The organism is Acidimicrobiales bacterium (assembly GCA_035630295.1).
In the GTDB taxonomy this organism is placed as follows: Bacteria; Actinomycetota; Acidimicrobiia; order Acidimicrobiales; family Iamiaceae; genus Iamia.
Genome location: DASQKY010000003.1, coordinates 42,187 through 62,451, shown reverse-complemented (window position 1 = coordinate 62,451; position 20,265 = coordinate 42,187). Strand labels below are relative to the sequence as shown.

At 73.1% G+C, this 20,265-nt stretch carries 15 protein-coding genes and 1 tRNA gene; 7 read left to right on the top strand and 9 right to left on the bottom strand.

All coding sequences use genetic code 11. The features are described 5' to 3' along the window. Window positions 1–180: 180 nt before the first annotated feature. From VEW93_00905 to VEW93_00875, 7 genes are all read right to left on the bottom strand, one after another. Window positions 181–1,644, bottom strand: a complete 1,464-nt coding sequence (locus VEW93_00905) for a fibronectin type III domain-containing protein (GenBank protein ID HYI60342.1) — start codon at window positions 1,642–1,644, stop codon at window positions 181–183. Between the two features lie 424 nt (window positions 1,645–2,068). Then, window positions 2,069–5,269 (bottom strand): Ig-like domain repeat protein, encoded by a 3,201-nt coding sequence (locus VEW93_00900; protein ID HYI60341.1) that lies wholly within the window; start codon window positions 5,267–5,269, stop codon window positions 2,069–2,071. A 471-nt stretch (window positions 5,270–5,740) separates the two neighbouring features. Next, a tRNA-Met gene (locus VEW93_00895) sits at window positions 5,741–5,817 on the bottom strand. Between the two features lie 59 nt (window positions 5,818–5,876). Beyond that, window positions 5,877–6,257, bottom strand: coding sequence for a hypothetical protein (locus tag VEW93_00890; GenBank protein ID HYI60340.1), 381 nt, complete (start codon window positions 6,255–6,257; stop codon window positions 5,877–5,879). A gap of 13 nt (window positions 6,258–6,270) precedes the next feature. Next, entirely contained in the window at window positions 6,271–6,813 is a 543-nt protein-coding gene (locus VEW93_00885) for a hypothetical protein (GenBank protein HYI60339.1), read from the bottom strand. A 474-nt stretch (window positions 6,814–7,287) separates the two neighbouring features. Next, window positions 7,288–8,043 (bottom strand): hypothetical protein, encoded by a 756-nt coding sequence (locus VEW93_00880; GenBank protein ID HYI60338.1) that lies wholly within the window; start codon window positions 8,041–8,043, stop codon window positions 7,288–7,290. Between the two features lie 145 nt (window positions 8,044–8,188). Continuing rightward, complete coding sequence (locus tag VEW93_00875) at window positions 8,189–10,231, bottom strand: UvrD-helicase domain-containing protein (GenBank protein ID HYI60337.1); 2,043 nt, start codon at window positions 10,229–10,231, stop codon at window positions 8,189–8,191. Window positions 10,232–10,434: 203 nt separating this feature from the next. Between VEW93_00875 and hemE the strand changes: the two genes are divergently transcribed. The 4 genes from hemE to VEW93_00855 all read left to right on the top strand — a co-directional run bounded on the left by hemE (window position 10,435) and on the right by VEW93_00855 (window position 14,569). Beyond that, window positions 10,435–11,505 carry a uroporphyrinogen decarboxylase gene (gene hemE / locus VEW93_00870; protein HYI60336.1) on the top strand — a complete coding sequence of 357 codons (1,071 nt, stop codon included), beginning with the start codon at window positions 10,435–10,437 and terminating at the stop codon, window positions 11,503–11,505. Beyond that, window positions 11,502–12,431, top strand: coding sequence for a ferrochelatase (gene hemH, locus VEW93_00865; GenBank protein ID HYI60335.1), 930 nt, complete (start codon window positions 11,502–11,504; stop codon window positions 12,429–12,431). The genes hemE and hemH overlap by 4 nt, the downstream gene beginning before the upstream one ends. Before the next feature lie 181 nt (window positions 12,432–12,612). Further along, complete coding sequence (gene hemG / locus VEW93_00860) at window positions 12,613–14,019, top strand: protoporphyrinogen oxidase (protein ID HYI60334.1); 1,407 nt, start codon at window positions 12,613–12,615, stop codon at window positions 14,017–14,019. 133 nt (window positions 14,020–14,152) lie between these two features. Next, entirely contained in the window at window positions 14,153–14,569 is a 417-nt protein-coding gene (locus VEW93_00855; GenBank protein ID HYI60333.1) for a hypothetical protein, read from the top strand. A gap of 180 nt (window positions 14,570–14,749) precedes the next feature. On the opposite strand, the gene VEW93_00850 is transcribed toward VEW93_00855, so the two are convergent. Next, a complete protein-coding gene (locus tag VEW93_00850; GenBank protein HYI60332.1) occupies window positions 14,750–15,412 on the bottom strand; it encodes a hypothetical protein in 663 nt (220 codons plus the stop codon). Window positions 15,413–15,645: 233 nt separating this feature from the next. Here VEW93_00850 and lnt point away from each other — a divergent pair, with 233 nt between their 5' ends. Then, window positions 15,646–17,184 carry an apolipoprotein N-acyltransferase gene (gene lnt, locus VEW93_00845; protein HYI60331.1) on the top strand — a complete coding sequence of 513 codons (1,539 nt, stop codon included), beginning with the start codon at window positions 15,646–15,648 and terminating at the stop codon, window positions 17,182–17,184. Here the strand turns inward: lnt and dtd are convergent. Further along, the gene (gene dtd / locus VEW93_00840) at window positions 17,162–17,599 is read right to left on the bottom strand and encodes a D-aminoacyl-tRNA deacylase (GenBank protein ID HYI60330.1); all 438 of its coding nucleotides are present in this window, start codon (window positions 17,597–17,599) and stop codon (window positions 17,162–17,164) included. The genes lnt and dtd overlap by 23 nt on opposite strands. 78 nt (window positions 17,600–17,677) lie before the next feature. Here dtd and VEW93_00835 point away from each other — a divergent pair, with 78 nt between their 5' ends. Both VEW93_00835 and VEW93_00830 read left to right on the top strand, forming a co-directional pair. Next, window positions 17,678–18,937 carry a DUF445 domain-containing protein gene (locus VEW93_00835; GenBank protein HYI60329.1) on the top strand — a complete coding sequence of 420 codons (1,260 nt, stop codon included), beginning with the start codon at window positions 17,678–17,680 and terminating at the stop codon, window positions 18,935–18,937. A gap of 58 nt (window positions 18,938–18,995) precedes the next feature. Further along, window positions 18,996–20,255: a glycosyltransferase family 4 protein gene (locus tag VEW93_00830; protein HYI60328.1), complete on the top strand. Its 1,260-nt coding sequence runs from the start codon at window positions 18,996–18,998 to the stop codon at window positions 20,253–20,255. The last annotated feature ends 10 nt before the right edge of the window (window positions 20,256–20,265 follow it).

Below are 20,265 nucleotides of genomic sequence, written 5' to 3'. Positions count from 1 at the left end.
GCCGGGGCTGACCGGGCGGGTCAGCCCCGGCGAACCGAGGGGAGGGTCAGTCGACGCTGATCCAGAGGGAGCTCCGTGGTGGGGTCAGGTCCCCGAGCAGAAGCGGAAGCTGACCGGATAGGTCAGCCCCGGCGAGGTGGGGATCAGGTCAGCTCCCAGCGGGACGGGGTCGAGGTCGCGCTACAAGAGGGTCCCGTCGCAGATGCGGATGCAGCGCATGCCTCTCTCGTCGACCCTGGCCCAGTCGTCGAAGTCGCGGAGGATGTCGTAGCCCTCACCTTCGAAATGGGGGAAGTTGATGACCGTGTCATGGTTGATGTCGACTTGGACGGAGCTCTCGATGATGCCGTCGTTGTCCCAGTCGATGTCCACGCCGTTGCAGATGCCGGCGCTTTCGTCGAGGTCGGACTCGTCCAGGGGGGCGTTGGTGCCGTGGGAGTAGTCGAGGACCAGGTCGTCGAACCCGTCGCCGTCGCAGTCGGTGTCGACCCCCTCGGGGTAGGCGTAGTTCATGACCGAGTTGTAGTTCGGGAACTGGTTGGCGACCCCGACCGCGATCGCAGTCTCGGGGCTCTTCCGGCCATGCGCGAGGCTGAGGGTGTGGCCCAGTTCGTGCATGAGATGGGCAGCCTGATCATGCGCGGGACGAGCGCAGTCTCCGGAGATCATGAGCCAGGTCCCAGTGACCGCGTTCGAGTTCCCTGATCCCACACTGAGGCCGTAGCGGAACACGCCGGAACGGCCGGCGTCGAAGTTCGCGTCTCTGAACGCCAGGTACGCATCGCTGAGCACGCCGGCGATGGGGCTGCCGTCGTGGGTGATGGCGTTGCCACCGGCGAAGACACCGCCTTGGCCGTAGTCGACGATGAGGTTGATGCCGGTGGTGCCATCAGGGTTGGTGATCGGGGCGTCGGTGAACGGAGCTCTCAGCGCGGAGATCGCCGCCGCGGTGGGCCGATATCCCGTTGGACAGCCGGGTGTGCTGGTCCAGTCCATCTCGACGAAGATGTCCTTGTGGGTGGGCCGAGCGCCCATGGCCACCAAGTTGATGCTGCCCCGACCATCGGCGACATCGGGGATGCCGTCCTTGTCCCAATCACGGACACCGGTGCCGAGGACCTCTTCACCATCAGGCACGCCGTCGTTGTCGGTGTCGCCCTTGGTCGGGTCAGTCCCGGCATCGGTCATGCCGGTGTAGGACCCGTCGTTGGTCTCCCATGGGTCAGGAAGGCTGTCGCCGTCGTTGTCGCGATGGCACCCCAGGCTGCCAGGACCGGCCTGGTTGATGGTCGTGATCGTGGTCTTGCGATTCCCCTGCGTGCCCGACAACGGACCACTCCAATGCATCTGGGCATCCCGGGCCGTGACCACGATCGTGTACGCGGTGTTGGCGGCCAAGCCAGTGATGATGCAATCACGCACCGACGCCGGGACCAACGCCACACCCGTGCCGTTAGGGGTCCCCAGGTTGATCTGATACGCAGCGACCGGATCACCACCCTGAGGCGCGTCCCACTCGATGCGCACGAACGCACCATGCAGCGACGCATCCACCGTGGTCCCCGGAAGCCAATACGGCGCGTTCTCCGGCGGCGGCGGATCACACGCCGCCGCGGTCACCACCAACACCAACGCCGCGACCACGCCGACGAGTGGCCGTCGACGACGACCAGAACGAACAGAGAACAAAGATGTGAACATGAGGAACCTCTTTCGGATCAGACAGTGATGCGAGAACGGGCCACCCGCCGTGGTTCCGCCGGGGTGCCCGCCAGTCAGCAGACGGCAGCCCCCCACGCCGGGCCACGCCATCCGCTCTTGGGGGTGGTGGCCGCCCGCACCGGGGGGAATGGTGCAGGCAGCCACCACGGAGCCGTCACAGGTCCGACACCGGCAGGGAGCATCGAACCCCGGCTCGACCGGCCCCAGCCACAAGAGGCCAGGACCAGAACGAAGACCCACCGGACGCGGCCGCCCCAGGGGGGAGGCGGCCGGTCCTGGCCGGGCCGACCTCACAAGGGAGGCCGGCCCTCGGCCAGAACCGAGGTGGATCAGATCGCCGGGTGGGTCAGATGAGAGGGAACCGGTTCTCGGCCCGCCCGGCGTACTCATCACTGACGGTCAGCTCGACCGCCAGGGCCAAGTCGCCCCGGGTGACGACCCGGGCGGCCCAGAAGTCCCGATCCGCCGAGCTCGGACTGCGACCCAAGAACAGGTCATAGAGCGCGACCACCCGCGACCGGGCCGACTCTCGGGACTGGAAGAGCCGCAGAGCGACACCACCCCGACCGATCCGGCCGGTCTGGGCCACCCAGTAGGCCCTGCCCGCCGCATCAGACGGGCGGCCCAACAGCTTCACGTACAGATCATCGACCCAGGTCTCGACCGTGCCCCCACCAGCGTCGGCGAAGTACTCACCCGAGCCGTAGAAGCTGGCCGTCACCTTCGCCACCGACCACCCATCCCGCAACCGGCCGATCCAGAACGCCTTGCCCGCCTCATCCGCCGGACGGCCCAACGTGTCCTGATACAACTCATCGACCAACCGGGCCAAGTACGCATCGGACTGCGACAGACGCCGCAGATACGTCACCTTCGACAACCCGGCATCGAGATCCTCCGCATCAGCCACCACCGCATCGCGCTCCGCCCACCCCAGATAGTCGGTGCGAGCAGCAACCACGAACGCCTCGGTCTCAGTACGCGGGCTGTAAGTCACCACCACCGTGGCCGTCCCCACACTGTCCGGCACACCCGGATCCGCCGCGTTGAACGCCGCCGTGACCACATGCACCCCCGGGCTGAGCTCATCGGTCACCACCGAAGCCACCCCACCGCTCACCACCTCAGTCCCCAACGCGCCATCCCGATCACTCGAGAAGGCCACCGTGCCCGCCGCACCGGAGGGGAACGTCCGGGCCTCGACGGTCACCTCAGAGCGCTCCCGAGCAGGAGTCGGCGACACCGACACCGACGTCCCCGCGATCTCCACCTCACCCAACACCATCGGCTCGCCATCGACCGGGGTGCAACGGACATCGAAGACCAGCGGCGGGCTGACGAGGTTGAGCGTCACCACGACCTCATCAAGGGTCACCGGAACCACATCACCCGGAGCACCAGCAACGGTCACCGAGCCGATCGGATCGTTGAACGTCACCTTCTGATCCAGCTGCGACAGATCGGTGACCGGGTTCGGCAACCCTTGCGGCGTCGCCCCGGTCCGGATCACCGACGCCGCCGTCCCGGCCCCGTCCGGCCCGAACCCGAAGGAGATGCCGTTCAGCGTCGGGTCGCCGACCGTGGCGGTGACGTTGTTGATCAGCCCTTGCCACGGATCGGAGAACCCGGGCCGGCTCATGTTGATCACCGCGTTGGTGATGTCGAGGTCGACGGTGGTCCCGCTGAGGGCCGTCTCCGGGACCGCGGCGTCGAAGGTGACGTTGGCCCCGAACTCGTGGTTGCCACTGATGGCCGTCTCCTGGCACACGAAGGCCACCGAATCGGCCACTGCGGGGAAGACGGTGAAGGTGGTGAAGGCCTCGGCCGGCTTGAAGACCTTGTCACCCAGGTAACGGACCGCCAGCGAGTGGGGGCCGGGCTCGATGTCCGGCGGGAGCAGGATCAACCCCTGGATCGCCGACCCGATCGGCACCTGCGCGTTGTACTCGCCCAGCGGGTCGACCAGACGACGGGCCGGGGTGAGACGGCCGTCCACGTAGAACTCGACGGAGCCACTGGGACGCACCCCGCTCAGGTTCGGGGCGTGAGCGACGACCACGTCCATCGTGTAGCCGGCCCGCAGGCTGTGCGGACGAGGGGCGCCGCCGTTGACGGTCAAAGTGGTGTCTCGCCGCGTCGTCTCGACCATGGTGAACACCGTCTGACCAGTGGTCACCGTCTTTCGGATCGTCCCGTCGCCGGGGTTGACCTCGTTGAGGGTGGCCGAGAGCTCGACCGGCCCGGGGCAGGTGACCGGGTTCGTCCCGCTGCACGACGTGGTCGGGGCGCCCGCCCCCAAGATGCGGACCCGCAGCCGGAGCTCGTGCTCGGTGCCGGCATCCAGGCGGAAGCCGGCGGGCAGGCCGATCGAAGCGACGACCGTGCGAGTCGGAACCGTGGCGAGCGTCAACGGCTCCCAGGTCCCGCCGTTGCGCCACTCGACCGCGATGCGGGCGGAGGTGAGGTCACCGGTCTGTCCCGCCGGCCGTCGGAACCGCAGGTCGACCCGGCCGTTGACGATGTCGGCACCGAACTCCTCGGGGTTGGTGACCGTCACCGTCGCCGGCACGAACCCGCCACCGATCAACGCGTCGCCCATGGCCACCTCGACCGTCGGCGCCGCCGCCACCAGATGCGCGACCTGGGTGCTCCGCGATGCTTGGTGGAGCGCGCCGTCGCCGATGTAGCGGGCGCTGAAGGTGTGTTGCCCGACAGCCAGGTCCGAGACCGTCAACGACGCCACGCCCGTGCCGTCCAAGGCCACGGAGCCGATGACCGTGGGCCCGTTCCGGAACTCCACCGCGCCGGTCGGCACCTCCGGACCACCCTCGGCCGTGGTCACCGTCGCCGCCAAGACCACGTCGTCACCCGCCCGGCTGACCGCCGGCTCGACGCTAAGGGCCGTGGTGGTCGGGTCCCCGATGCCCTTCACCTCAGGGATCTCACCCTGCATCCGCAGCTCGAGCGAGTGGCCGCCACCGGCCAGACGCTCGTTGACGGCGTCGGCGACGATCCCCGGGCAGGCGGGGGTGGTGGGGACCGTGGGCACCGTGAAGTCGGCGTCGCGCAAGGTCACCTGCTTGGTGCCTTCACGGTCATAGGGCGCGGTCGACACGAACCGCAGCGGGATGGGAGGGGTGGTGCAATCGGCCAAGAGCGCGGGGGGCGAGTTGAGCTCGATGTGGAGATCGGCCTTGACCATCATCTCCACGCTGAAGTTGCCCTCATCGTCGAGAGACCCCGTCACCGTCCCCGGCGCGACCTCCGAGAACGTCGCATCCACATACACCGTCCCCGGCACCGGGCTCGTGATGTCGAACTGGTACTCGACCGTCGGCGTGGTGAACACCCCGCCGGTCAACGCACCGTTGGCGTCATCGATCGTCCCCGTCAGCGTCGTCGGGGACCCCAACTGCGCGGGCTCCTCGGAGTCCCGCAACACCAAGGTGCCCCCACCCGGGACCATGGCCAGCTCCATCTCCTGGGCCACGGCCCCGGCCGGCGCCGAGGCCAACGGCAGGCCCAGCAGCGACCCGAACAGGGCCATCGCGGCCACCGCGACGAGGCCGACGAGGCCCCGGCGGCGGGCCGGCTGGAGGCTGCTCTTACCCTCTAGATCCCTCGGGGGGGGGGGGCAAAAGCGAAGGCACGCACCGCGGCCGCCACGACCGTCAGCACTGCCCGAAAACGTCTGGACAACATGTCTGGGGGACCCCCCTGTAGGCGAACAACTCTGAAACACGCACATGCGCAACCTGCCGGGCCACACACACGCCAACAACCACCATGACCGACCCAAACTTGCCGAACCTGCGCGATATGAGTCGATCATCAAGAAGACACCCCATGCCATGCCCTCCATCTGATGCCCACGCCCCGGCAACACGACCCCACGACGCCCCGAGAGGTCGGCGCCCAGCACGACGAGAATGCGTGCAAATACGGAAGGGTCGTTCCATATTTGCTTGCTAGGACGTACGGCGAAGGCCCAGGTCAGGGACCTGGGCCTTCGTCACGATGGTGGCGGGGGTTGGATTTGAACCAACGACCTTCGGGTTATGAGCCCGACGAGCTACCAGACTGCTCCACCCCGCGGCGGACTTCTGACCATACCGGGAGTGCTCCGGGCGCGCCAACCCGATCGGGCGCCGAGGTCAGGACGACGAGCGCTTGCCCCGGCGGCCGGGGCCCGTCTGGCCCAGGTCGGCCACCGCGGTGGCGTGGCGACGGGCCTCGGCCAGCAGGGCGCGCCAGGGCTCCTCACCGTCGGCCGGCGGTGCCACGGCCACCCAGTGGCGCAGGGTGCGGTCCGGGCCCAGGGCCACCGGTCCGGCCTCCGGCGACGCCGCCACCTCGACGGCACGGGAGGGCGAGAGCTTCACCGCCAGTCGGCCCCCCTCCAGGAAGGCGAAAGCCGTGCCCCGGACGGCCAGGGCGTCGCGACCCAGCACCCTCCCCCACGTCACCTCGGCATCGGCCAGGTGCTCGTCGGCCAGGGTCGAGAACAGGGTGTCACCGCCAGCGGCATCGTCCATGGCTGCTCCCGGCTCAGGTCGCGGTCCAGAGGACCGACGTGGTGCCGAAGCCGAGGTCCACGAACACCAGCTGTCCGTTGACGCCGCTCCCGGTCACGGTCAGGACCGCCGGCAGGCCCGACACCTCCAGGCGCTCCACCGCGTACCCGGCGCCGGGCAGGGCCCCCTCGTAGTAGGCGGCGGCATCGGCCGCGGTGCCCGGCACCGACAGGCCGCCGGTGATCGTGTCGGGCGTCGCCCCCTCGGGCTGGGGGAAGCCCTCCGGCGGGGAGAAGTCGGTCGTGCCGGGTGGCACGCCCGGCACCGAGCCGGGCGGGACGACGGGATCGGTCGCCTCGGTGTCCCCGACCTGCTCGCTGGTGCCCGGCCCCTCCACCGGCTCGGTCGACCCCGGCGCCACCTCGTCGGGGCGGGCGTCGGTCGACGGCGGGGTGGTGGCCGCCGCGGGCCGGGTCGCGCCTGACGCCGTGCCGTCGTCGTCGCCGTCCATGGCCACCAGGAAGACCCCGATGCCCACCGCCACCAGGGCCACGATCACCACGACGGCCAGGGCCACCAGCGCGCCGCCGGACAGGCCCGGGCGGCCGGAACCGGCTCGCGGCCCTGCGGGGCCGCCCGGGTACGGCGGACCCCCCGGGGTCCCCGGCCCGGGGAACCCGCCCGGGGATGGGCCGCTCGGCGGCGGCACCTGCCAGGCCGGTGACGCGGGCGTGGTCGGCGGGGGGGTCGGAGCGGCCGGCGGCCCACCGGGCGGACCGGGAGGCGGGGTGCCGACACCCGGCGGAGCGGCGGCCGGCGGCGGGGTGCCCGGGGGCGATCCGGCGCCCGGGCCGGGAGGTGGGGTGGCGGCGGGGGTGGGGGGCGGCGTGGCGCCCCGCCCCCCGGGGCGGCCCCACGGGGTCGAGGCGAGGGGGCCGTCGTCGTCAGCCACGGGGCCTCCGGTCGGTCACGGCACCGGCGCTCCCCCACCGAGCGGACCCGGCCGCCGCCCCGGGACACGGCCCGAGGCGACGGCGGCGGGCGGGCCCGATCACTCCGATTCGATGGTGATGGTGTAGCCGCCGGGGTCCTCGAAGAAGCTCGAGACCTCGATGGACTCCGACGCCGGACCGTCACCGGAGAGGAGCTCCGGGTCGCCCCGGAGGTTCTCGTCGACGGTGTCGCCGTCCATGTTCGTCACCACGACGTCCACGTCGGGGTCGGTGGGGGTGACCGTGATGGTGGCCGTCACCCCGTCCGGGATCTCGATGTCGTGGAAGTTGGAGTTGGTCCCGTCCAGCTCACCGGAGATGGTCCCGGTCTCACCGTCGATGGTGGCCTCCTCATCCTCGGGGGGCTCCTCGGTCGTGGTGGTCCCCTCGGTGGTCGTGGTGCCCTCGGTGGTGGTGGTGCCCCCCTCGGTGGTGCTGGTCTGGGCCTGGGTGGTGGTCGTGGTGCCATCCGCGGTCTCGTCGTCGTCCCCGTTGGTCACCAGGAATATGCCCCCGGCCAGGATGATCAGGGCCAGCACCACCACGGCGGCGATGCCGATGATGGTCCCGGTCGACATGCCGCCCCCCTTACCGCCCGGGGGCGGGCCCCCGTAGGGGGGCGGGCCGCCGTAGGGCGGCTGCCCCGGCGGGGGCGTGAAGCCCGGCTGCCCCGGCGGGGGCGTGTAGCCGGGCTGGCCCGGAGGGGGCGTGTAGGCCGGGGGCTGGCCCGGGGCCTGGCCGGGCGGGTAGCCGCCCTGGGGCGGGAAGGCCTGCGTCGGGTCGTTGGCGCCCGGGGGTGGAGGGGGGTAGCTCATCGGTCGTCCTCTTCGTCAGGTCGAGTGCGCTCAGGCGGCATCACAGGAACGAGCCCTCGGCGCCGACAGGATGCACCATTCCGAGTGGGACGCGCACCACTTCGGGGTGGGGAGCCTCCACCCGGTCCACCGGCCCGGAACCGCCTCAGGCCGTCTCGGCCACCCGGGCGGCCTCCATGACCGACGGGAGGGGCCGGTCGTGGACCACCGTGAGCAGCTTGGTGGCCCGGGTCAGGGCCACGTACAGCGAGCGCATGGGCTGGGGCTCCTCGTCGAGGACGGCCGCCGGTTCGACCACCACGGTGGCGTCCAGTTCCAGGCCCTTCACCATGCCCACCGGCACCACCGTCACCTGCTGCGAGAGCCCGTGCTCGGTGGCCACCCCGTGCTCGATGCCGGCCCGGGCCAAGGCAGCGGCCACCCCGGCGACCAGGGACGACGGGCACACCACGGCCACGTTGCCCAACCCCGACACGTCGCGCTCCTCGCCCGTGACCCGGGCCACGGTGGCGGCCAGGTCGCCCCCGGCCCGCACGATCCGGGGCGGGCGGCCGTCCTCCCGCACCGAGCGGGGCGGTGCCAGCTCGGGCGCGGCCTCGGCCAGCACCCGGGCCGCCATCTCCATGTTGGGCTGGGGGATGCGGTAGCCGACCGTGAGCTCGGCCCGGCGCGGCTCGCGGCGCTGGGGCAGCAGGGCCAGCACCTCGCCCCACGAGGCGTGGGCCCAGGCCCCGGTCGACTGGGCGATGTCGCCCACCACGGTCATCGAGCCGTTCAGCGACCGGCGGGTGAGCATGCGGAGCTGCATGGGCGACAGGTCCTGGGCCTCGTCCACCACGATGTGGCCGTAGGTGCGGGCCTCGTCGCCCTCGCCGTTGCGCTTGGCCCTGGGGGCCGCGCCCAGCAGGGCCCGGGCCTCGTCCAGGAGGGGGACGTCGTCGACGGTCCACACCACGGCGTCGACCGCCTCGGAGCGGGGTCGGTGCAGCGCCTCCACCTCCTCGGCCGACAACACCCGGCGCCCGGCCAGGTCCAGCAGGCCCTTGGAGCCGTACAGGTCGTGCAGGAGCTCGGCCGGCGTGAGCACCGGCCACATGCGCTCCAGGGCCTCCCGCACCCCCGGCTCGTGGCGGAGCCGGCTGCGCACCTCACCCGGGTCGAGGGGGCTGCGGCTGCTGGCCGCCAGGGCCTCCCACAGGCCGGCCTCCACGAAGCGGCGGCCCCCGTTGTGGTGGCGGGCCCGGCGCCGGGCGTCGGCCACGATGCGCTCCGAGTCGGCCACCGTGGCCCGCAGGCGGCCCAGGCCGTAGCCCACCACCAGGTCGCTGCGGAGGGGCCGCTTGCGGTCGCGCACGGCCTTGGCCACCACCTTGGCCATGCGCCCGTCGCCCTTGACCCGGGCCGTGGACGTCCGGTCGCGGCCCCGCACCCGGACCGGGTCGATCAGGTCGCCCAGCACCGCCAGCTCCACGCCGGCCTCGCCCAGGGAGGGCAGCACCTGCTCGATGTAGCCCAGGAACAGGCGGTTGGGCCCGACCACCAGGACACCCTGGTCCTCCAGCGGGAAGCGGTGCGTGTAGAGGAGGTAGGCGGCCCGGTGGAGGGCCACGACCGTCTTGCCGGTGCCGGGGCCGCCCTGCACCACCAGGACACCGGGCATGGGGGCCCGGATGACCTCGTCCTGCTCGCCCTGGATGGTGGCCACGATGTCGCCCAGGCGGCCGGAGCGGGCCGTCTCCAGGGCGGCGATGAGGGCCCCGTGGCCCGAGATGCCGTCGTCGCGGCCCAGCCCCAGGGCCCGGTCGCCGAACAGCTCGTCCTCGATGTCGAGCAGGCGCCGGCCCCGGGTGGCGAAGTGCCGGCGCCGGGCCAGGCCCATGGGGGCGCGGCCGGTGGCCCGGTAGAACGGCTCGGCCACCGGGGCCCGCCAGTCGACGACCACCACCTCCTGGTTGGCGTCAGCCACCGCCACCCGACCGATGTGGAAGGTGTCGCCGGTGGGGGCGCCCTCGGCCGTGCTCCCGTTGGCCGTCGGGGAGCCCTCGGCGCCGGGCTCGGTGTCGATGCGGCCGAAGCACAGCGAGGCGTCGCCCAGGTGGAGCTGCACCAGGCGCTGGGCGATGGTGTCGAAGATGACCTCGCGCTCGAAGCGCGCCTGCTCGGTGCCCCCCCGCCCCACCTCCACCATGGACTGGAGGGTGCTGGCGCGCTCACGGGCGGCGTCCAGGCACTCGTAGGCGAAGTCGATGTAGGCCTGCTCGGCCTCGAGCTCGGGGTGCAGGATCGTCCCCTGAGGTGGGCGGTCGTCGGGCCCGCACCACCAGTGCGGACAAGGGCGGACAGTCTAGGCGGGTCTCGGTCCTTCCGTTCCCTGAGCCGTACCCTCGGTGCGTGCCTCCTCCCGCTGATGCCCCGTTCCTACGCGCCTGCCGGGGCGAGCCCGGGCCCACGGTGCCGGTGTGGTTCATGCGCCAGGCCGGCCGGTCGTTGCCCGAGTACCGGGCCATCCGGGGCGAGGGCAGCATCCTGGACGCCATCCGGGTGCCGGACCTGGCCACCGAGATCACCCTGCAGCCCGTCCGCCGCTACGGGGTCGACGCCGCCATCCTCTACTCCGACATCGTCACCCCGGTGGCGGCCATCGGCTTCGGCGTCGACATCACCCCCGGGGTGGGGCCCGAGGTCGAGCGTCCCTTCGCCGGCCCGGCCGACCTGGAGCGGCTCCGGCCCCTCGACCCCGAGGCCGACCTGCCCTACGTGCTGGAGACGGTGCGGGCCGTGGTGGCGGAACTGGGCGACGTGCCCCTCATCGGCTTCGCCGGCGCCCCCTTCACCGTGGCCAGCTACCTGGTCGAGGGGCGGCCCACCCGGACCTGGACCCGCACCAAGGCCCTCATGCACACCGACCCCGGGCTGTGGGCCCAGCTCCTGGACCGCCTGGCCGACCAGGCCGTGACCTCGCTGCGGGCCCAGGTCGAGGCGGGCGCCTCCGCCGTGCAGCTCTTCGACTCGTGGGCCGGGGCCCTGACCCCGGCCGACTACCAGCGCTTCGTCCTGCCGGCCAGCGCCAAGGTGCTGGCCGGCGTGGCCGACCTGGGCGTGCCCCGCATCCACTTCGGGGTGGCCACCGGCGAGCTCCTGCCCCTCATGCGGCAGGCCGGGGCCGACGTGGTGGGCGTCGACTGGCGGGTGCCCCTGGACGCGGCCCGCCGCCGCCTCGACCCCGACGTCGCCCTCCAGGGCAACCTCGACCCCGCCCTGGTGGTGGCCGGGTGGGACGCCACCGCCGAGGGGGCCCGGGCCGTGCTGCGGGCCAACGACGGCCACCCCGGTCACGTGTTCAACCTGGGCCACGGGGTGCTGCCGGAGACCGACCCAGAGGTGCTGGAGCGCCTGGTCGAGCTGGTCCACACCGAGGGCCGGGCCGACGGCCAACCGGCCCTGCTGGAGGTCGAGGGGTGACCACCGGGGCGCCGATCGGTCTCGTGGTCATGGCCTACGGCACGCCGGCCACCCCCGACGACGTCGAGGCCTACTACACCCACATCCGGCGGGGTCGGCCCCCGGCCCCCGAGCAGCTGGCCGACCTGACCCGGCGCTACCAGGCCCTGGGCGGCACCTCGTCGCTGGCCCGGCGCACCGCGGAGCAGGTGGCGGCTCTCACCGCCGCCCTGGACGACCGGGCCCCCGGCCGGTTCCGGGTCGAGCTGGGCCAGAAGCACGCCGCCCCCTTCATCGAGGACGCCGCCGCCACCCTGGCCGGGACCGGGGTCGAGCAGGTGGTGGGCCTGGTCCTGGCCCCCCACTACTCCGGGTTCAGCGTGGGCCAGTACCAGCGCCGCCTGGGGGAGGCCGTCACCGCCGCCGGGGGGCGCCACGTCGGCATCGAGCGGTGGAGCGACGAGCCGGCCTGGCTGGACTTCACGGCCCGGGCCGTGGTCGACGGCCTCGCCCCTCTGCCCGAGCGGACCAAGGTGCTCTTCACCGCCCACAGCCTCCCCGAGCGGGTGCTGGCCGCCGACCCGTACCCGGCCGAGCTGGCCACCAGCGCCCGGGCCATCGCCCGGCGGGCCGGCCTGGCCCCGTGGGCCGGCTGGGGCCTGGCCTGGCAGAGCGCGGGGGCCACCCCCGAGCCGTGGCGGGGCCCCGACGTGCGCGACGTGCTGCGGGACCTGGCCGCCACCGGCCGGGCCGACGGCGTGCTGGTGTGCCCGCAGGGCTTCGTCACCGACCACCTGGAGGTGGGCTACGACCTCGACATCGAGGCCCGGGCCGTGGCCGACGAGGTGGGCCTGGCCTTCGCCCGCACCCGCACCGTGGACGACGACCCGGCGGTGATGGGCGCCCTGGCCGACCGGGTGGTGGCCGCGGCCGGGGCTCTGACGTGACCGGCCCGGCCAAACCCCACCAACCGAGCACGGAAGGACCCGATATCCGGGCACTTTCGTGCCCGGTTCGGGGGAGCGCCCTCATCCGGGCACGGATGTACCCGATATCCCGGCTCTCCCGTGCCCGGTTCGGGGGACGGGGGCGGGGCGGCGGGGCGGGCCGCCGGGACGAGCGGGTGAGGTGGTGACCCCGCACGTGGTGGTGGCCGGAGGGGGCGTCACCGGGCTGGCCGCGGCCCTGGACCTGGTCGAGGCGGGGGCCGAGGTCACCCTGCTGGAGGCCACCGACCGGCTGGGCGGCATGCTCCGCACCTCGCCCTTCGCCGGCCGCATGGTGGACGAGGGGGCCGACGCCTTCCTGGTCCGCACCCCGGCGGCGGTGGACCTGGCCCGCCGGGTGGGCCTGGGCGACGGGCTGGTCCACCCGGCCTCCCGCCGGGCCCACGTGTGGCACGACGGCGCCCTCCGCCCCCTGCCCCCCCAGGTGCTGGGCGTGCCGGTCGACCTGGAGGCCCTGGCCGCCTCCGGCCTCCTCTCCCCCGACGGGCTGGCCCGGGTGCGCCGCGACCTCACCGACCCGGCCACCCCCCTGCCCCCCGGCGACGTCACCATCGCCGAGGCGGTGGGGTCCCGGTTGGGTCCCGAGGCCCTGGCCCACCTGGTCGACCCGCTGGTCGGGGGCATCAACGCCGGCTCGGTCGAGCGGCAGAGCCTGGCCGCGGTGGCCCCCCAGCTCGACGCGGCGCGGCGCGACCCGGCCCACGCCAGCCTCATCGAGGCGTGCCGGGCCCACCTGGCCCGGGCTCGCGCCGCGGGGGTCGACCCCGAGGCCCCGATCTTCGCCGCCCCGTCCGGGGGGATGGCCCGCTTGCCGGCCGCGGCAGCCGAGGTGGCGGCGGCCATCGGGCGCCTGGAGGTGCGGCTCGGAGCCGGCGTGGTGGCGGTGGAGCGCGGCCCCGCCGTGGTCCTGGCCGACGGCACCACCGTCGCGGCCGACGCCGTGGTGCTGGCCGCTCCCGCCCCGGCCGCGGCGGCGGCCCTGGCCGGGCTGGTCCCCGAGGCGGCCGCCGTCCTGGCCGGCATCGAGCACACCTCGGTGGCCTTCGTGCGCCTCGCCCTGGACCCCACGGACATCGGCCAGCCCCTGGACGGCAGCGGGGTGCTCGTGCCCCGGGCCGCGGGCCGGGTGGTCACCGCCTGCTCGTGGGCCTCGTCCAAGTGGGCCCACCTGGCCCCGGCGGCCGGGGATGGCACCGTGGTGCTGCGGGCCGCGGTCGGGCGCGACGACGACCAGGGGTCGCTCCTGCTCGACGACGGCGACCTGGTGGGCGCCGTGGTCGACGACCTCACCGCCGTCCTCGCCCTCCGGGGCGGGCCTAGGGCGACGTCAGTGCATCGCTGGGACCGGGCCTTCCCCCAGATGACCCCCGGCCACCTGGACCGGGTGGCCGGAGCGGAGGCCGCCCTGGTCGCCGCCGCCCCCGCCGTGGCCCTGGCCGGCATGTACCTCCGGGGCGTGGGCATCCCGGCCTCGGTGGCCAGCGGCCGGGCCGCGGCGGCTCGGGTCCTGGCCGCGACCGGAGGCTGACCCGCCGCCTGCCCACCACCGGGGACGGCCCCCCGGCGATCTGCGTACCGGCCGCTCAAGCGTGGGACCCGGACCCGTGGTCCCCTGGGCCCCGGGCCGCAGGACGCGGCCGCCCCCGACCAGGAGATCGACCATGGGACTGTTCTCGAAGGCCAAGAAGGGCGCGGAGGATGCCGCCCAGGCGGCCCAGCACGCCAGCGCCTACCAGCAGCAGCAGACGGCGGCCGACCAGCCCGGCGTGATCGGCGTGCAGGGCATGGGCCCCATCGCCGCCGACCCCGCCCTGCTGGGCGGCCCGTCGACCAAGCCGCTGTCGGAGGACGACCCGATGCTCCAGCCGGTCAACGACCTCAGCCTGGAGATCTACGGCAGCCTGGCCAAGGAGGCCCAGGCCCGGGGTATCACCGACGAGGACGGCATGGCCGCCCTGGCCGAGTCCGAGCACGGCATCCCCGCCGCCGAGGCCAAGGCCGCCTTCGCCGAATGGACCCGCCGCATGGGCCAGGCCATGGTCGTCGGCCAGCAGTTCCGCAAGCACATGGGCTACTGACACGACTCGTCTTCGTGTCGGCGTCGCGTCGAGGGCCCACCTTCCGGTGGACCCTCGACCTGTCCGGCATGGAGCTGCGAAGGGGCGCTCGCTCGGCCGTTCAACGGTCGTCGTAGACGAAGAGATGACCATTGAAGGGGCCTATTGGTCAGTGAAATCCGAATTCACGAGTCCCGACGATCAAACAGGAACTGAGTCATCAAGTGTGAGCCCTGTCAGGGCCGTGACCCCGTTACCAATGTTGGAGAACGGGGAATCACAGAAGTCCACAGCGGGAAAGCCTAAGCCGTTCAAGGACATGTGCATCGTTGTTCCGTCGTAGGAACCGCTTACCGTGTGCTCGACGGCGTAGTGGCAGATCTCCGTGCCCTTCTCGCAGCCGGAGGTCGTGCTGATCCAGCCCTCGATGACGAAGCTCTGCGTCAAGGTCTGGTTGGGATGCGTTCCTGCGATCATACCTTCGTTCGAGCCGAACCCGAGGACGGCGGGATCGCCGAGCGTTCGGTCGAGTTGGTATTCGTTTCCTCCAAGATTGAAGTAGATGGCGTGAACACCGCCGCCCTTGTCTTCACCCAAGCTGATCTCTTCGACGAGGGTGTCTGTCCCGTCGACATCGATGATGAACTCTGCCGGTGGCACCTCCGGGTCGGCACATGTGTGGTCCTCACCGCCGAGCTCGAAGACGAACTCGTACTCGGGATCCCCGTCGATGTCGAGGTCGAGCGTTCCTGCGTGGACGTAGAGTGTTGTTGTCGTTGCCGCCGCGGGCGTGGCCGTCAACAGCAGGCTGCTGACGGCGGCGAGAAGGGCAGCGACGACCCGGCCACATCGTGGTCGATCCATGTGATTCCTCCATTTTCGAGACGGGCCCTTCTGGTCGAAGGGACACCGTCGTGTGGGACGTGCAAGACCACCTTTCTCGCACCATCTCGGAGTGAACCATGACGAGGTTGCGCGCCCTGCGCGGTGGAACCTCCCTGGAGCGCCGGGCATCGGCACGTCCCCGGCCCGTCACGCCTCGCCCCCACAGCACCGCGGTCGGTCCGGAGGGAGCGGCTGGGCCAGACTCCCCGTCGATGGACGTCCCCGCCTGGGTGCCCTCGCGGGGCCGCCGACCGCTCGCTGCCCTGGCCGGGGGCGTGCTGTGCGCCCTCTCGCTGCCCCCCTGGGGGTTCTGGCCCCTGGCCTTCGTCGGGGTGTTCGCCCTGGACCGGGCCCTGGCCGGAGCGCCGGCCGGGTCCCGGTTCCGCCGGGGGTTCCTGGCCGGGATGGGGCTGCTGGCCCCCTCCACGTGGTGGATGGTGGCCTTCACGCCCCCGGGCTACGTGGTCGAGGTCGCCCTCTTCTCAGCCGTGCTGGGCCTGGCCCTGGCCGCCTGCCCCCCCGGGCGGTGGCGGTGGCTGGCCCTCCCCGGGGCGTGGGCCGCCTTCGAGGCGGTCAAGGGGCGCTGGCCCTTCGGTGGCGTGCCCCTCTCGGAGCTGGCCATGGGCCAGGTGGCCGGGCCCCTGGCCGGCCTGGCCCGGGTGGGCGGTGTGCTCCTGGTCGCCCTGGTCACGGTGGCCGGCGGCGTGGCCCTCTCCGCGGCCTGGGACCGGTGCTGGCGGGCCGCCGGGCTGGCCCTGGCCGCTGTGGTGGTGGCCACCGGCCTGGCCACGCTGGCCCCCGACGGCGCCCCCATCGGTGAGGTGGTGTCGGTGGCCCTGGTGCAGGGCGGGGGGGAGCAGGGGACCCTGGACGCCGAGACCGACGACCGGGAGGTGTTCCTGGCCCACCTGCGCGCCTCGCAGGCGGTGCCGGCCGGCACGGATCTGACGCTGTGGCCCGAGAACGTGGTCAACATCGACGAGCCCATCGCCGAGGCCCGCGAGGGGGAGGAGCTGGCCGCCCTGGCCCGGCGCAAGGGCACCACCCTGCTGGTCGGGGTGGTGGAGGACGCCGGGCCGGGCCGGTTCCGCAACGCCGCGGTGGCCTTCGCCCCCGACGGCACCATCGTGGCCCGCTACGACAAGGTGCGGCGGGTCCCCTTCGGGGAGTTCGTGCCCTACCGGGACGTGCTGGAGCCCCTGGCCGGCGACGCCCTCCCGGCCAAGGACGCCATCGTGGGCACCGCCCCCAACACCTTGGACCTGGGCCCGGCCCGGGTCGGGGTGGTGATCTCCTGGGAGGTGTTCTTCGGCGACCGGGGGCGCGACGCCGCGAACGGGCGAGGTCGGGTGGCCGACATCCTGGTCAACCCCACCAACGGGTCGAGCTACCGGGGCACGCTGGTCCAGTCCCAGCAGGTGGCGGCCAGCCGGCTCCGGGCCATCGAGGCGGGCCGGGCCGAGGCCCAGATCGCCCCCACCGGCTTCACCGCCTTCGTCTCGGCCGACGGTGACGTCCTGGAGCGCACCGGGGTGGGCGAGCGGAAGGTCCTGACCCGGGACATGCCCCTGCGCACCGGCCGCACCCTGTTCCTCCGCTGGGGCCCGTGGCCACCGTTCCTGCTGGCCCTGGGCCTGCTGGCCGCGGCCGCGGCGCTGGCCCGCCGGGCCGGGACCGGGCCGGCCGTCGTCGAGTCGGCCCCGGCCGAGCCCGCCCCGACCGAGCCCGCTACGCCTCCAGCAGGAGCGTGACCGGCCCGTCGTTGACCAGCTCGAGGTCCATGTCGGCCCGGAAGCGGCCGGTGGCCACCGTGGCCCCCAGGTCCCGCAGGGCGGCGACCACGGCCTCCACCAGCGGCTCGGCCTGCTCCGGGGGCGCGGCCGCCACCCACGAGGGACGCCGTCCCCGCCGGGTGTCGCCGTACAGCGTGAACTGCGAGACCACCAGCACCTCGCCGCCCACCGAGGCCACGGGCCGGTCCATGCGGCCCCGCTCGTCGGGGAACACCCGCAGGCGCCACACCTTCTCGGCCAGCGCCACGGCCCGGTCCCCGTCGTCGTCGTGGGTCACGCCCACCAGGGCGCAGAGGCCGTCGCCGATGGCTCCCACCTCGTGGCCGTCGACCGTCACCCGGGCTCGGGACACCCGCTGCACCAGTGCTCGCATGGGCGGGAGGCTACGACGCGGCCGGCCCGGGCATGCTGGGCCGATGCCCCCGACCCCGCCCGGCGGCCGAGCCACCCGATGACGGCCGCCGTCCCCGCCGACGACGAGGCCCGCCGGGCCGCCGACCTGGCCCGCATGAAGCGCACCGCCACCGGCCTGCTGGTGGTGGCCACCGCGGTCTTCGTGGCCACCCGGGTGCTGGAGGACTCGGCGCCGTGGCTGGGCTACGTGCGGGCCACGGCCGAGGCGGCCATGGTCGGGGCGGTGGCCGACTGGTTCGCGGTGACGGCCCTGTTCCGCCACCCGCTGGGCATCCCCATCCCCCACACCGCCATCATCCCCAACCGCAAGGACGACATCGGCCGGGGCCTGGGCACGTTCGTCCAGCAGAACTTCCTGACCCGGGCCGTGGTCGAGGAGCGCCTGGCCGGCTTCTCCCTCTCGGCCCGGCTGGGCGCCTGGCTGGCCGAGCCCGAGAACGCGGCCCGGGTCGGCGACCAGGCCGCCGGCGTGCTGCGCTCCACCCTCGACACGCTCAAGGACGAGGAGGTGCAGGAGTCACTGGAGGCGGCGGTGGCCGCCCGGCTGCGGGCGGTGAAGGCCGGCCCCGTCCTGGCCCGGGCCATCGAGCTGGTGGTGGCCGACGGGCGCCACCAGGAGCTGCTCTCGGTGCTCCTGCGCAAGGTGGCCGAGTCGGTGGCCGAGAACGAGGACGTGCTGCGGGCCCGGCTGGAGCGCGAGACCCCGTGGTGGGTGCCCGACCGCGTCGACGACCGCATCTTCGGCCGGGTCCACACCGGCGTCCAGCGCTTCCTCCGGGAGGTGGCCGACGACCCCGAGCACGAGATGCGGGCCACGGTCGACCAGAAGGTCCGGGCCCTGGCCGACGACCTGGCCCGGACCCCGGCCCTGCGGGCCCGGGCCGACGCCCTCAAGGACGAGCTCATCGACCACCCGGTGGTCCGGGAGTGGTCGTCCACGGTGTGGGCCGACGTGAAGGCCGGCCTGCTGGCCCACTCGGCCGACCCCGACTCCGACCTGCGGCAGCGCCTGGTCGGCGCCGTGCAGGACTTCGGGCAGCGCCTGCGGGACGACACCACCCTCCAGGCCCGGCTCGACACGTGGGTGGCCTCCACCGCCGTCGAGGTGGTCGAGCGGTCCAAGGGCGAGGTGGGCGAGGTCATCGCCAGCACCGTGGCCCGGTGGGACTCCACCGAGGCCACCCGGCGCATCGAGCTGCAGGTCGGACGGGACCTCCAGTTCATCCGCATCAACGGCACCGTGGTCGGCGGGCTGGCCGGCCTGGTCATCTACTGCGTGGGCCGCCTCATCGGCTGAGCGCGCCCCGGGCCGACGTTTGACCGGGCGGTCAATGGCAGGGAAGGCTTCCCCCCTCATGGCGTCCGACGACCGATCCCTGCGGATCGCCCTGCTCACCTACCGGGGCAAGCCCCACGTCGGCGGCCAGGGGATCTACGTACGCCACCTGGCCAAGGCCCTGGTCGACCTGGGCCACCACGTCGAGGTGTTCTCGGGCCAGCCCCACCCCGAGGTGGAGCCCCACATCCCGCTCCACCAGCTGGAGAGCCTGGACATCTACAACGACCACTTCCCCATGCGGATGCCGGGGATCTGGGAGCTGAAGAGCCTGGCCGACCTGGTCGAGGTGACCGCCTTCTCCTTCGGCACCTTTCCCGAGCCCCTGGCCTTCTCGGTGCGGGCCTTCCAGGCCATCAGCGCCCGCCGCGACGAGTTCGACCTGGTCCACGACAACCAGAGCCTGGGCTACGGCATCCTGGCCCTGGAGCGCATCGCCCGCATCCCGGTGCTGGCCACCATCCACCACCCCATCACCGTGGACCGCCGGCTGGAGATCGAGCACGCCCGCGGCCTCTACAAGAAGCTCACCCTGGCCCGCTGGTACAGCTTCACCCGCATGCAGACCGAGGTGGCCCGACGCATGAAGCGGGTGGTCACCGTGTCGGAGAGCTCCTTCGAGGACATCCACCGCGACCACAAGGTGCCCAAGGAGCGCATGCACGTCGTGCCGGTGGGCGTCGACCCCGAGCTGTTCCGGCCCGTGCCCGGCGTGGCCAGCCGGCCCGGCCACCTCATCACCACGGCCAGCGCCGATGTGGCCATGAAGGGCCTGTCGTACCTGCTCGAGGCCCTGGCCAAGCTGCGGGTGGAGCGGCCCGAGCTGCACCTCACCGTCATCGGGCGCAAGAAGGAGGGGGGCAAGTCGGCCGAGACCATCGACCGCCTGGGCCTCACCGACCACGTCGAGTTCGTCACCGGGGTGCCCGACCAGCGCATCGTCGAGCTGTACAGCGAGGCCGAGCTGGCCGTCGTCCCCTCCCTCTACGAGGGCTTCTCCCTGCCCGCCATCGAGGCCATGTCCTGCGGGGTGCCCGTGGTGGCCACCACCGGCGGGGCCCTGCCCGAGGTGGTGGGGGCCGACGGCGAGACCGCCCTCCTGGTCCCCCCGGGCGACGCCGAGGCCCTGGCGGCCAAGATCGCCTGGGCCCTCGACCACCCCGGCGTGCGCCGCAAGGTGGGGGCCGCGGGCCGGGAGCGGGTGAAGGCCCAGTGGAGCTGGCGCCACACCGCCGAGCGCACCGTCGAGCAGTACCGCGCCCGCCTGGCCGAGGGCTGAGGTCCGCCGA